The sequence below is a fragment of the Streptomyces thermospinosisporus genome (assembly GCF_039526425.1).
Classification (GTDB): domain Bacteria; phylum Actinomycetota; class Actinomycetes; order Streptomycetales; family Streptomycetaceae; genus Streptomyces; species Streptomyces thermocarboxydovorans.
Map to the genome: position 1 here is coordinate 139,732 of NZ_BAAAIZ010000030.1, position 12,812 is coordinate 152,543.

The following is a 12,812-nucleotide window of genomic DNA, read 5'->3' on the forward strand; positions in this document are numbered from 1 at the left end:
AGCGAGATCCGCGGCACGCCCGTCCGCCTTCCTGACGAGGGCATGGCGATGAACTAAGCTGCCCGGACGGTCCCTCACCGGAGGTGCGGATGCGTCGTCCTGTGGCACGGAAACTGGCGGTCCTGGCGGTCTCGGCGGCCGTGGTCTCGGTCGGAGCGGCGGTGCCGCCCGGCGGGCACGCAGGCGGCACGGGCGGACCGGGAGGTCCCGGCGGCCCCGGCAGTCCTGTTCCCAGGACACCCGTGGCCGTCGGCTACGGCGGCGCGGTCTCCAGCGTCGACCCCGACGCCACCGCCGCCGGCATCGAGATCCTGCGCAAGGGCGGCAACGCGGTCGACGCGGCCGTCGCCACCGCCGCCGCGCTCGGCGTCACCGAGCCCTACTCCGCCGGCATCGGCGGAGGCGGCTACTTCGTCTACTACGACGCCCGCTCCCGCACCGTGCACACCATCGACGGCCGCGAGACCGCGCCGCTGACCGCCGACTCCGGGCTGTTCCTGGAGAACGGCAAGCCCATCCCCTTCGCCGAGGCGGTCAGCAGCGGCCTCTCCGTCGGCACCCCGGGCACGCCCGCCACCTGGCAGCGCGCCCTCGACAAGTGGGGCCGCAGCAGGCTCGGCACGGTCCTGAAACCCGCCGAACGGCTCGCCCGCGAGGGCTTCACCGTCGACGAGACCTTCCGCGCACAGACCGCGGCGAACGAGACCCGCTTCCGCTACTTCCCCGACACCGCCGAGCTGTTCCTGCCCGGCGGGCGGCTCCCGGAGGTCGGCTCCACCTTCAAGAACCCCGACCTGGCCCGCACCTACGCCGAGTTGCGGCGCAAGGGCGTCGACGCGCTGTACCGGGGCGACATCGGCCGGGACATCGTCAACACGGTCAACAAGCCGCCCGCCGACCCGGCCTCGGGCTGGAACGCCCGCCCCGGCGACCTGTCCCGCAAGGACCTCGCCGCCTACCGGACCAAGCTCCAGCGGCCCACGAAGATCTCCTACCGAGGGCTCGGCGTCTACTCCATGGCCCCCTCGTCCTCCGGCGGCACCACCGTCGGCGAGGCGCTCAACATCCTGGAGCGCACCGACCTGTCCCGGGCGAGCGAGGTGCGGTACCTGCACCGCTTCATCGAGGCGAGCCGGATCGCCTTCGCCGACCGGGGGCGCTGGGTCGGCGACCCCGCCTTCGAGGACGTACCGACCGAGGAGCTGCTCTCCCAGAGGTTCGCCGACTCGCGGGAATGCCTCATCAAGGACGACGCGGTGCTCAGCAGCCCGCTCGCACCCGGGGACCCGCGCAGCCCGCGGCCGTGCGGCACGGACGGCAAGGCGGTGCCGACCACGTACGAGGGGCAGAGCACCACGCATCTGACCACCGCGGACCGGTGGGGCAATGTCGTTTCCTACACGCTCACCATCGAGCAGACCGGCGGCAGCGGCATCACCGTGCCGAACCGGGGCTTCCTGCTCAACAACGAACTGACGGACTTCTCCTTCGCTCCGGCCGACCCGGCCGTGCACGACCCCAACCTGCCGGGGCCCGGCAAGCGGCCCCGCTCGTCGATGTCGCCGACGATCGTCCTCGACCGGCACGACAAGCCGGTGGTGGCGCTCGGATCGCCCGGTGGCTCGACCATCATCACCACCGTGCTGCAGACGCTGACCGGGTTCCTCGACCGGGGGCTGCCGCTGGTCGAGGCGATCGCCGCGCCGCGGGCCAGCCAGCGGAACGCGGCACAGACGGATCTGGAACCCGGGTTCAGCGATGACGTGATCAGCGCGCTGGAGGCGAAGGGGCACAGCTTCCGGGCGAACCCGGAGATCGGTGCGGTCACGGGGGTGCAGCGGCTGCCGGACGGGAAGTGGCTGGCGGCGGCGGAGAAGGTGCGCCGGGGCGGGGGATCGGCGATGGTGGTCCGTCCGGCGCGGTAGCGCCGGGTGAGGTGGCGCTGCCGTCGGCTGCTCAGCCAGGGCCGCCCGTCTCCCCGGGCCATGTGTCGCGGTGATTCAGCGGTGATTCAGCGGTGATTCAGGTGTGGCGGTCGGCGCGGCGCAGTATGGCCGTCCGGAGGGACTCGTCCATGCGCCTGCTGTCACCCGGGCGGGCCATGCCCTGCTCCAGACAGGCCTTCGCCAGCCTGTCGAGGTAGGCGCGGTGCTCCGGCTCGGCGTCGGCTCGCCGCATCAGCCCGGTCAGCAGCCGGGTCCGGAGGGGCACATCGGCCCATGTCGCGGTCAGCTGGACGACTTCGGCCCAGTCGTCCCGATGGGCGTGGGCGATCAGCGGTGCCGGATCGCCGTCGTCGATGACCGCGTGCGCACCGAAGTAGTCCGCGTGCGCACCGAAGTAGTCGCGGAGCATCACATGGATGAAGGCCACCGTGTCCGCCTCGGCGTCCCGCCGCAGCAACCTCCCCCGGGCCAGGAGCGTTTCACAGGCCTGCTCCGGGCTGCCGAGGCCGGTCTTCTGCGACATGGACGCCAGCGTGGACGCGACGGCGTCGAGCATCTCGCGCCGGTCCAGAGCGAGTGTGTCCTGCCACAGCATCCGGTGAGCCAGGGCCCTGTACATCCGGTCCTGCCCCATGTCGCCGGCGAACGGTGGGAGTGGTGCGCCCCGGTGACCGCGGCCCGGCGAGGCCTGAGGCTCCAGCCTGGCGACCAGCATCCCGTACAGGTCGGCTCGCCGGATCGAGAGAGCGCAGGGAAAGTCCAGGCAGAGGCCGCACAGGGCGTCGCACATCGCGGCGTCGGTGGTGAGCCCGGCCAGGTGTGGCCGGCAGGAGAGATCGTGCAGCAGACGGGGCTCGTGGACGGCGCGTTCCTCGACCGCACTGCGGGGCGTTCCCGTGGCGCGAGCGCGATCGAACCATGCGGCGATGTGCTGCCGGACCGGGTCCTCGGTGGTGTGTGCGGGGTCCAACGGCCTTGTGCCCTCCGGTCTCGACGAGCGCCTGTGCGTACCCAGTGGAGCACAGCACCCCACCTCACGGTGGCGCGTTCGGGCGTGCCGCGGGGGCGGTGAGCAGCGCCCAGGCGCGTGTGCCGTCGCGGGTGTGGTGCACCGCGAAGGCCTCGGACATCGCGGCCACCAGTGCCAGGCCGCGTCCGCCCTCGGCGAGGTCGTTGGCCTTCGATCCCGCTCGAATGCGCCAGACGCCGGCGTCGACGACCTCGATCCACAGGTGGGACACGCAGCAGCGGGCCAGTCGCAGGGTGACGTCCCCAGCCCCGCTGTGCATGACCGAGTTGGTGACGAACTCCGAGACGATCAGGCTCGCCGCCTCGGCCGTGTCGTCCGCGAGCCGCCAAGCCGCCAGCCGTTCCCGGGCGAACGCCCTGGCCCTCGCCACCGCCCGTGTCTCGGCGGGCAGCGTGCAGCAGGCCGCCGTCGTGGGGTTGCCGGGCCGGGGCGCCGGCAGCATCGCGAGCGGGTGACGCACCGCCGCTCCGGCGATCCTGCGCCGTACTGAGTGAAGGACGGACTTCACTGCTCGACTCCCTCCTCGTTGCGGGGAGATGACTCTCGTTCCGGGGAGATGACTCTCCGAGCCTCACCGGGCCTCATCGGCCCTCTCCGAACTCCCGGACCACGATGAGGACTTCCAGCGTGCGCGGGCCGTGCACCCCCTCCACCCGGTCGAGTTCGATGTCACTGGTGGCCGACGGCCCGGAGACGAACGTCAGAGGCCGGGACGCATCCAGCACGGTGAGCGCCTCCGGCACGGACGCCACGATCTGCCCGGCGCGCACGACGCACAGATGCACATCGGGCACCAGGGTCAGCGCGCGCCGGCCCTGGCCGGGGCCGCCGTCCAGGACCAGGGTCCCGGTCGAGGCGATGGCGGCGGCCGCGGTCGTCACCACCCCGCCGCAGCGGTCCAGTTCGGCGACCGGCAGGCGGGGCACGTCGGTCAGCACCCGGTCGGGATCCAGCGCGGACCGCCACTCGGGCGGGAAGCCGCCGGGGACCACGACCGGGCCGGCACCGAAGCCGGCCACGGACCGGGCCACGTACGAGGCGACGTCCCCTTCGGACACCAGCTGCGCCGAAGCCCCGTACTCGGCGAGCCGTTCGGCGAAGAGTTCCACGGTGGCCGTGGACCCGGCCGGGGCGGGACCGCTCCTCGAGTACTTCCGGGGCACGGGCCCGTCCCCTGGGCGCTCGTCCGCGGGAACATCGGCCAGGGCACGCCGGATCCGGTCCAGTACCTCGGTTCGGGCGTTCATCACTGCCTCCTTCGGGCGGCCCGGCGGGCCTGTCGGTGCGTCCGCTTCCACCAGGCGCTGAACGACTCGGCGGCAGGGACGGGGGCGTCGCGGGTGTCGGTCCAGCGCGACAGCGGTCCGGGCAGCCGGCCCAGCCGGCCGCGCCGGGCCACCAGCCGTGCGGCCAGGGCACCCGCGCGCTGGGCGGCCGACAGCCACGACGGATGGGTGAGCACCCAGCGTGCGGCCGTCATCGCCAGGCGCTCCGGCTTCGGCAGATGCCGCCCGCGTTCCTCCTCCACGACCCGGGCACGCAGATGCAGCAGCACCTGGGGGATGTCGATCTTCACGGGGCAGACCTCGTAGCACGCCCCGCACAGCGACGAGGCGAACGGCAGGGAACGGTCCACTTCCGAGCCCGTGCCCCGCAGTTGGGGGCTGAGGACGGCGCCGATCGGCCCGGGGTAGACCGATCCGTAGGTGTGCCCGCCCACCCGCTCGTACACCGGGCACACATTCAGGCAGGCGGAGCAGCGGATGCAGTTGAGCACCTGCCGGCCGACCGGGTCGGCCAGGGTGTCGGTGCGGCCGCCGTCGACCAGCACCAGATGGAAGGTGCGCGGTCCGTCCTCGGCGGTGGTGCCCGTCCAGGTGGAGGTGTAGGGGTTCATCCGCTCCCCGGTGGAGGAGCGCGGCAGCAGCTGCAGATACACCTCCAGGTCCTGCCAGGTGGGTACGACCTTCTCGATGCCGGCCACCGAGATCAGCGTCTCGGGCAGCGTCAGGCACATCCGGCCGTTGCCCTCCGACTCCACCACGACCGCGGTCCCGGTCTCGGCGACCAGGAAGTTGACGCCCGAGACGGCGACCTTCGCCCGCAGGAACTTCTCCCGCAGATGGCGCCTGGCGGCCTCGGCCAGCCGCCGTGGATCGTCGTCCAGTCCGGCGGGGGCCGGAGTCCCGTACTCACCCATGGAGCGCAGGAAGATCTCCCGGATCTCCGCCCGGTTGCGGTGGATGGCCGGGACCAGGATGTGGGAGGGCTGGTCGTGGCCGAGTTGCACGATCAGCTCGGCCAGATCGGTCTCGTAGGCGTCGATGCCGGCCTCGGCCAGCGCGTCGTTGAGCCCGATCTCCTGGGTGACCATGGACTTGACCTTCACGACCTCGCGCTCACCGGTGTCCTGCACCAGTTGCACGACGATGCGGCGCGCCTCCTCGGCGTCGCGGGCCCAGTGCACCTGGCCGCCCGCCGCGGTCACCTTCTCCTCCAACTGCAGCAGATAGTGGTCCAGATGGCGCAGGGTGCGTTCCTTGAGCGCCCGGCCGGTCTCCCGCAGCTGCTCCCAGTCGTCCTGCTCGCCGACGGCTGCCGCGCGCCGGGAGCGGATGGTGCCGGTGGCCCGGGCCAGATTCCCGCGCAGCTGGGAGTCGCGCAGGGCGTCGCGCGCGGCCACGGGGAAGGCCGGCATGCCCAGGAACATCGTGTCGCTCACGGAGTCTTCGTCCTTTCGACGGCACACCGGGCGGCGGGTGCGGTGGCCGCGGCCGAGGTGGCCGCATCGCCGTGGTCCGGTCCCGTCTCCGTGGACGCGAGGATCTCGGCGAGGTGCATGACGCGCACCCCGGTGCGCAGCCGGGACAGCGTGCCGCCGATGTGCATGAGGCAGGAGTTGTCACCGGCGCACAGCACATCGGCTCCGGTGTCCAGGACATGCCGTACCTTGTCCGCGCACATGGCCACGGAGGTGTCGGCGTTCTTCAGGGCGAAGGTGCCGCCGAACCCGCAGCACTGCTCGGCGGCGCCGAGTTCCACCAGGTCGATGCCGCGCACGGCGCGCAGCAGGGCGAGCGGCCGGTCGCCGACGCCGAGCATGCGCAGGGAGTGGCAGGTCGGGTGGTAGGTGACCCGGTGCGGGAAGTACGCGCCGACGTCGGTGACGCCGAGGACGTCGACGAGGAACTCGGAGAGCTCGTACACCGGCGGTGCCTCTCGGACCGCGACCGACAGCCGGGGGTCGCCGGACACCTCGGCGACCCGCCCGTACTGCTCGCGCACCATGCCGGCGCAGGAGCCGGACGGCGTGACGACGGCGTCGTATCCGCCGAACACCTCGGTGAAGCGCCGTACCAGCGGCACACAGTCGCGCTGGTAGCCGGTGTTGAAGTGCATCTGGCCGCAGCAGGTCTGTCCCTGGGGGAACTCCACGCGGCAGCCCAGCCGCTCCAGCAGCGTCACCACCGCCTGGCCGGTGGCCGGGAAGAGCGTGTCGTTGAGACAGGTGACGAACAGGGCGATCCGCATGGCTCCCTCGGAGGACGCGGCGTGCGACGGCAGGTGCAGGGGTGCGGGTGCGGTGGTCATGGCAGCATCCAGGCGAGGAAGCCGGACTGGGCGAGGACCAAGGCGCACAGGGCGAGCAGGAGCAGCAGGCTCCACTTGATGGCCGCCCGGAAGAGCTGGGACTCGCGTCCGATGAGGCCCACCGCGGTGGCGGCGATGGTCAGGTTCTGGGGGCTGATCATCTTGCCGACGACACCGCCGGAGGTGTTGGCCGCCACCAGCAGCGTCGGGTCGAGCCCCGCCTTGTGGGCGGCGGTCTGCTGCAGGGTGGCGAACAGGGCGTTGGCCGAGGTGTCCGAACCGGTGACCGCGGTGCCCAGCCAGCCCAGGATGGGCGAGAGGAAGGCGAAGGCCGCGCCTGCTCCGGCGATCCAGGTGCCGATGGTGATGGTCTGCCCGGACAGGTTCATCACATAGGCGAGGGCGAGCACGGCGGCCACGGTCAGCAGGGCCCAGCGCAGTTTCACCAGCGTGGCGGTGAACTCCCGGGCGGCTGCCGCCGGGGTCACCCGGTAGACGGCGGCGATGACGGCGCCGCAGATCAGCAGCAGGGTGCCGGGCGAGGACAGCCAGGGAAGGGTGTAGACCGTGGTGGCGGACACCTGCCCGGCGGCGGTGAGGACCTCCCCGTCCAGGCCGGGCCAGCCGACCTTGACGTCGGAGGCGGCCAGGAACTCCTTGAGAGGGGTCCACAGTTTGGCGAGTGAGAAGACCACGATGATGATCAGGTAGGGCAGGAAGGCCATCAGCACCTTGGAGCGTTTGATCCGCTCGGCCGGGCCGGTGGCCGGGGTGGCGGCCGGGCCGGTGGCCGGGTTGGTGGCCGGGAGCGTCTCGGTGGTGACACGGGGATCCGTCTCGGTGGCGACACGGGGATCCGTTTCCGTGGTGACACCGGGATCCTGCGCGGTGCGTGCGAGGGACGGGGCCGGGGAACCGTCGGTGCCGGAGCCGGAGCCGGAGCCGGAGCCGGAGCCGGAGTGGGACGGGGCAGGCGAGCCGTCGGTGCCGTCGGCGGGGTGGGACGGCTGCCCGTCGGTGCCCTCGGTCCGCTCCTTCCGGGCCGCCTCGAGGAGATCGGTTCGCGCCTCCTCGCCACCCTGCGGCTGCCACACGCGGAGGAAGAGGACGATGGCGGCGAGGCCCGCCAGCGAGGCGACGATGTCGGTGAGTTCCACCGACAGATAGGTGGCGCTGACGTACTGGGCGAGTCCGAACACCGCCCCGCACACCAGGGCGACCGGCCAGGTCTGCCGCACTCCGCGGCGTCCGTCGACCAGGCCGACCAGCAGCAGCGGTACGAAGAAGGCGATCAGCGGGGTCTGGTGGCCCACGTAGGCGCCGATCTCCGTGTACGGGATCTTGGTGAGGTTGCCGGCCGTGATGATGGGTGTCGCGATGGCGCCGAAGGCGACGGGAGCGGTGTTGGCGACCAGGACGGTGACGGCGGCCCGTACGGGGGCGAAGCCGAGGCCCATCAGCATCACACCGGTGATGGCCACCGGCGCGCCGAAGCCGGCCAGCGCCTCGAGCAGTCCGCCGAAGCAGAAGGCGATGATGATGGCCTGGACGCGTGGATCGGCGCTGATCAGCCCGAAGGCACGGCGCAGATCCTCGAAGCGTCCGCTGACCACCGTGAGCTGGTAGACCCAGATGGCGGCGACGACGATCCACATGATCGGGAAGAGCCCGAAGGCGGCTCCTTCGCCCGCCGAGAGCACGGCGAGATCCGCCGGCATGCCGTAGGCGGTGACGGCGACGATCACCGCGACGGCCAGCGAGGCGAGCCCGGCCCAGTGAGCCTTCAGCTTCAGGCCGCCGAGCAGGACGAAAAGGGTGAGCAGGGGCAGCGCGGCGACCAGGGACGAGAACGCCAGGCTGTCGGCGACGGGGGAGAGATCTGGCTGGTACATAAACCCTCACAATTGGGGCTTGGTCAGACCATTGCTTGGCTCAAGCTAGGTACCTCGGTACCGCTTGTCCAGACTCTTGACGCAAGAAAAGTGCTTGGTCTGACCAAGAAGTGGGCCGCTCAAGCTAAGATCAAGGGAAGCCGCCCTGGCCTGGGAACTCGGCGACGACGTGATGACCTGCGGAAAGGGCCTTCCATGGCTGACACGACCGCTGCCTGGGAGCCGGTGCCCCGCTCGCGCACTTTCGAGCTCGTACTGGCCCGGGTCGAAGAGCAGATCCTCGCGGGCAATCTGCGGGTCGGTGACCGGCTGCCACCGGAGCGTGAGCTGGTCGAGATGCTTGGCGTCAGCCGCGCCGCCGTACGCGAGGCGCTGCGGGTGCTCGAGGCGCAGGGGGTGCTCCGCTCACGCGTGGGGACCGGACCGGAGTCCGGCACCGTGATCGCGGCGATGCCGGACGCCGGCCTCACCCAGTTGCTGCGCCTGCACATCGCGCTGGCGAACTTCCCGATGGACGACGTCGTCGAGGCCCGCGCCACGCTGGAGCGGGCCAGCGCGCGGCTGGCCGCGGGGCTCGTCGCCGGGGGCGGTCTCGACCGCATCCGCGAGCCACTGCTGCGGATGGACGACCCCGCCCTGCCCAGGGAGCAGTTCAACGACTTCGACACCGAATTCCATGTCGCCATCGCCGAGGCGGGGGGCAACCGCCTGATGGCCGATATGACCGTCGCGGTCCGCAACGCGGTGCGGCACACCCTGCTGACGGTGTTCAACAGGCTCGAGGACGACTGGGAGCGGGTCGCCGCGCGGCTGCGGGCCGAGCATCATGCGATCTACGAGGCGATCGCGGCCGGGGATGTGGATGCTGCCGGTGATCTCGTGGAGGCGCATGTGCGCGGGTTCCACCAGGACATCGTGAAGACGGTTCTCGGCGACTCGGGTTCCGCGGGGGCGTAGGGGTGTGTGCGGGCCCGTTCGTGCCCGTCGTTCGCTGACTGCCTGATCTGCGGGGCCGCGGTACTGGGTGCCGCGGTTCGCCGTCCGGCGGGTGCGGGTGCGGGTGGGGGTGGGGTGTGGCTGGGCGCGCAGTTCCCCGCGCCCCTGAGGGTGTTGCAGTGCCGTCGGCTCAACGGCTCAAGGCTCCCGGTTTCTCAAAGCTCCCGGTTCGGAGTTCCGTCGGTGTCGAAGGTCAGGGTGTCGTCGCGGGCGTCGACGGTGACTCGGGCGCCCTCCTTGATGTGGCCGTCGAGGAGGAGGCGCGAGAGCTGGTTGTCGACCTCGCGCTGGATGGTGCGGCGCAGCGGGCGGGCACCGTACTCGGGCTGGTAGCCGCGCCGGGCCAGCCAGTCCACGGCCGCGTCGGTGAACTCGACCGTGACGCCCTGCTTCTTGAGCGCCCGCCGGGTCGACTCCAGGAGCATGTCGGTGATCTTGCGCAGTTCGTCCTCGGTGAGCTGGCGGAAGACCACGATCTCGTCGATCCGGTTGAGGAACTCCGGCCGGAAGTGCTCCCGCAGCGGGCGGAGGACCTGTTCGCGGCGCGCCTCCTCGTCCGCGTCCGCCCCGCCGGAGGCGAAGCCCAGTGTGGCCCCGCGGCGGGTGATCACGTCGGAGCCGAGGTTGCTGGTCATCACGATCACGGTGTTGGTGAAGTCCACCGTGCGGCCCTGCGAGTCGGTCAGCCGGCCGTCGTCGAGGACCTGCAGCAGGATGTTGAAGACGTCCGGGTGGGCCTTCTCCACCTCGTCGAGCAGCAGCAGCGAGTACGGGTGGCGGCGCACCACCTCGGTCAGCTGCCCGGCCTCCTCGTGGCCCACGTACCCGGGCGGGGCGCCCACCAGGCGGCTGACGGTGTGCCGCTCCTGGTACTCGCTCATGTCGAGCCGCACCATGCGGTCGTCGCTGCCGAACAGCGCCTCGGCGAGCGCCCGCGCCAGCTCGGTCTTGCCGACACCGGTCGGACCGAGGAACAGGAAGCTGCCGATCGGGCGGTCGGGGCTGCCGAGTCCGGCGCGCGAGCGCATCACCGCATCCGAGACGACCCGCACGGCCTCGTCCTGCCCGACGACCCGCTGGTGCAGATGCTGTTCGAGGTTGATCAGCCGGTCCTTCTCCTCCTCGGTGAGCCGGCTGACCGGGATGCCGGTCTGCCGGGACACCACCTCGGCGATGGACTCGGCGTCCACCACCAGGTCCAGCCCCTCGTCCACCTCGGTGCTGCCGCCCGCCTCCTCGACCCGGCGCTTCAGCTCCGCGATCCGGTCCCTGAGCTGGGTGGCCCGCTCGTACTGCTCGTCGGCCACCGCCTGGTCCTTGTCGCAGGTCAGCTGCTCGATCTCGCGCTCTATGGCCCGCACGTCGCTGCCCTTGGTGCGGGCCCGCAGCCGCACCCGGGCGCCGGCCTGGTCGATGAGGTCGATGGCCTTGTCGGGCAGGCGCCGGTCGCTGAGGTAGCGGTCGGACAGCTCCACGGCCGCCACCAGCGCCTCGTCGGTGTAACGGACCTGGTGGTGGGCCTCGTAGCGGTCGCGCAGTCCGCGCAGGATCTCGATGGCGTCCTGGGGCGACGGCTCCGGCACCATGATCGGCTGGAAGCGGCGGGCCAGCGCGGCGTCCTTCTCGATCCGGCGGAACTCCTCCAGCGTGGTCGCGCCGACCACGTGCAGCTCGCCGCGGGCCAGGGCCGGCTTGAGGATGTTGCCGGCGTCCATCGAACCGCCCTCGCCGCCGGCTCCCGCGCCGACCACGGTGTGCAGCTCGTCGATGAAGATGATCAGCCGGTCGGAGTGCGAGCGGATCTCCTCGACGATGTTGTTCATCCGCTCCTCGAAGTCGCCCCGGAAGCGGGTGCCGGCGACCACGGCGGTCAGATCCAGAGCGACCACCCGCCGACCGATCAGCACGTCGGGCACGTCCCCGTCGGCGATCCGCTGGGCCAGCCCCTCCACGACCGCGGTCTTGCCGACGCCGGCGTCACCGATCAGCACCGGGTTGTTCTTGCCGCGCCGGGAGAGCACCTCGACGGTCTGCTCGATCTCCTTCTCCCGTCCGATCACCGGGTCGATACGGCCCTCACGGGCGAGTTCGGTGAGGTCGCGGCCGTACTTGTCCAGCGTCGGCGTGCCGGTCGGCGGGCGCGGCCGTTCCACGCGCGGCGGCGCCGCGTCCGGCGCCTCCGGCGGCCGGGCGGAGGGCGGCGTGAAATGGGCGGCGTTCAGGATGTGGCCGGCGGCCGAGTCCGGGTTGGAGGCCAGCGCGTGGAGCACGTGCTCGGGGCCGATGTACCCGGCGCCGCTGGTCCGGGCCAGCTCGTGGGCGTCCAGCAGGGCGCGCTTGACGGCGGGGGTCAGGGACAGCGAGGTCGGCGGCGGGGCCTTGTCCGGCCCCTCCAGAGCGGGGCCCGACCGCTTGTCGATCTGCGAGGCCAGCGCGTCGGGATCCGCGCCCGCCTCGCGGAGCAGACTGCGGGTCGGCTCGGTGGCGAGCGCGGCCCGCAGCAGGTGCTCGGTGTCCAGGTCCCGCCTGCCGTGCTCGGCGGCGTACTGGGCGGCGCCGCGCACCAGCTCCCGGGCCGGCTGGCTCAGCAGGCGGCCGATGTCGATCTGCCGGGGGCGGGGCCCGCCGAAGAAGCGGGCGAGGAACTCTCCGAGGGGGTCAGAGCCGTAGCCCTGCGCACCTGTGAACCCGCTGGTCATGGCCATCCGTTCCGGCGCCCTCGCTTGGACCCTCCCTCGGCCGGACGGAGCCGGAACCTCCGAGGGGCCCGGGGCGCCCTCACTGCTCGACGTACCGGTCCGGACGCGGGTGCCCGACCGTCCCGCTGTTACACACGCACACGCCGCGTACCGCGCGTACACGCCCTTGTGCCGCGTGAGGCGCACTCGTAGAACACCTTCGCACGATCGCAGTGGGGGAGCACCTCAGGCGGGGTGGGGGTGCGAAGCAGGGCGGGGGGCCGACGGGCCCCGTTCCGGGGGGCATGCTGCCCGGCGAGGCGAGGCGAGGCGAGGCGAGGCGAGGAGCGGGCGGTGGCCCGAGGGGCGGATCGGGTGCGGGTCGTGTCCGGCGGTGGCGCGTTTGAGGAGCGCTTGCGTGCCATGGCGGGTACCGCTCAGAAGCGCTCGTGAGCGGAGGCGCTCCGGAGCGGTGGCCGGCGGCGGTGGTGCTCAGGGCGGCCCGGATGCGGCTGCCCTGGCTCCGGGAGGCTCGGAGCGGCGATGTCCTGGGGTCGGGAGCGCCCCCGTTCGGGGCGCGGCGCGGCTCGGGGACGGCCGGTGGTGACGGTGTGGCTCCGCTGGGGTGTGGTGTGGGCGGCGAGCTTGGGGCGGGTGAAGTCCCTGAGCCGGGTGGGGG

The 12,812-nt window shown here is 72.1% G+C and carries 9 protein-coding genes; 2 read left to right on the forward strand and 7 right to left on the reverse strand.

Going from position 1 to position 12,812, the window contains the following annotated elements; genetic code table 11:
- Nucleotides 1-89: 89 nt before the first annotated feature.
- On the forward strand, nt 90-1,925 hold the full coding sequence (gene ggt, locus ABD207_RS12085) for a gamma-glutamyltransferase (protein ID WP_344012369.1): 1,836 nt from the start codon (nt 90-92) through the stop codon (nt 1,923-1,925).
- 97 nt (nt 1,926-2,022) lie between these two features.
- Here ggt and ABD207_RS12090 read toward each other — a convergent pair whose 3' ends face one another.
- From ABD207_RS12090 to ABD207_RS12115, 6 genes are all read right to left on the reverse strand, one after another.
- Nucleotides 2,023-2,916: an NACHT domain-containing protein gene (locus tag ABD207_RS12090; protein ID WP_344012370.1), complete on the reverse strand. Its 894-nt coding sequence runs from the start codon at nt 2,914-2,916 to the stop codon at nt 2,023-2,025.
- Between the two features lie 64 nt (nt 2,917-2,980).
- On the reverse strand, nt 2,981-3,436 hold the full coding sequence (locus tag ABD207_RS12095) for an ATP-binding protein (protein WP_344012372.1): 456 nt from the start codon (nt 3,434-3,436) through the stop codon (nt 2,981-2,983).
- Between the two features lie 121 nt (nt 3,437-3,557).
- Nucleotides 3,558-4,223, reverse strand: a complete 666-nt coding sequence (locus ABD207_RS12100) for a LutC/YkgG family protein (RefSeq protein WP_344012374.1) — start codon at nt 4,221-4,223, stop codon at nt 3,558-3,560.
- The gene (locus tag ABD207_RS12105) at nt 4,223-5,686 is read right to left on the reverse strand and encodes a LutB/LldF family L-lactate oxidation iron-sulfur protein (protein WP_425580696.1); all 1,464 of its coding nucleotides are present in this window, start codon (nt 5,684-5,686) and stop codon (nt 4,223-4,225) included. The genes ABD207_RS12100 and ABD207_RS12105 overlap by 1 nt, the downstream gene beginning before the upstream one ends.
- Nucleotides 5,687-5,694: 8 nt before the next feature.
- Nucleotides 5,695-6,507, reverse strand: coding sequence for a (Fe-S)-binding protein (locus ABD207_RS12110; RefSeq protein WP_344012395.1), 813 nt, complete (start codon nt 6,505-6,507; stop codon nt 5,695-5,697).
- Nucleotides 6,508-6,563: 56 nt separating this feature from the next.
- The gene (locus ABD207_RS12115) at nt 6,564-8,459 is read right to left on the reverse strand and encodes an L-lactate permease (protein WP_344012377.1); all 1,896 of its coding nucleotides are present in this window, start codon (nt 8,457-8,459) and stop codon (nt 6,564-6,566) included.
- 195 nt (nt 8,460-8,654) lie between these two features.
- On the opposite strand from ABD207_RS12115, the gene ABD207_RS12120 reads away from it, so the two are divergent.
- The gene (locus tag ABD207_RS12120) at nt 8,655-9,416 is read left to right on the forward strand and encodes a FadR/GntR family transcriptional regulator (protein ID WP_344012378.1); all 762 of its coding nucleotides are present in this window, start codon (nt 8,655-8,657) and stop codon (nt 9,414-9,416) included.
- A gap of 194 nt (nt 9,417-9,610) precedes the next feature.
- On the opposite strand, the gene ABD207_RS12125 is transcribed toward ABD207_RS12120, so the two are convergent.
- A complete protein-coding gene (locus ABD207_RS12125; protein WP_344012380.1) occupies nt 9,611-12,154 on the reverse strand; it encodes an ATP-dependent Clp protease ATP-binding subunit in 2,544 nt (847 codons plus the stop codon).
- Between the last annotated feature and the right edge of the window lie 658 nt (nt 12,155-12,812).

Bases quoted from the DNA above. Each gene is read 5' to 3' on its own strand.
- ggt (WP_344012369.1), top strand. From the start codon at position 90: ATGCGTCGTCCTGTGGCACGGAAACTGGCGGTCCTGGCGGTCTCGGCG.
- ABD207_RS12100 (WP_344012374.1), bottom strand. From the start codon at position 4,223: ATGAACGCCCGAACCGAGGTACTGGACCGGATCCGGCGTGCCCTGGCC.
- ABD207_RS12105 (WP_425580696.1), bottom strand. From the start codon at position 5,686: ATGTTCCTGGGCATGCCGGCCTTCCCCGTGGCCGCGCGCGACGCCCTG.
- ABD207_RS12110 (WP_344012395.1), bottom strand. From the start codon at position 6,507: ATGCGGATCGCCCTGTTCGTCACCTGTCTCAACGACACGCTCTTCCCG.
- ABD207_RS12115 (WP_344012377.1), bottom strand. From the start codon at position 8,459: ATGTACCAGCCAGATCTCTCCCCCGTCGCCGACAGCCTGGCGTTCTCG.
- ABD207_RS12120 (WP_344012378.1), top strand. From the start codon at position 8,655: ATGGCTGACACGACCGCTGCCTGGGAGCCGGTGCCCCGCTCGCGCACT.
- ABD207_RS12125 (WP_344012380.1), bottom strand. From the start codon at position 12,154: ATGACCAGCGGGTTCACAGGTGCGCAGGGCTACGGCTCTGACCCCCTC.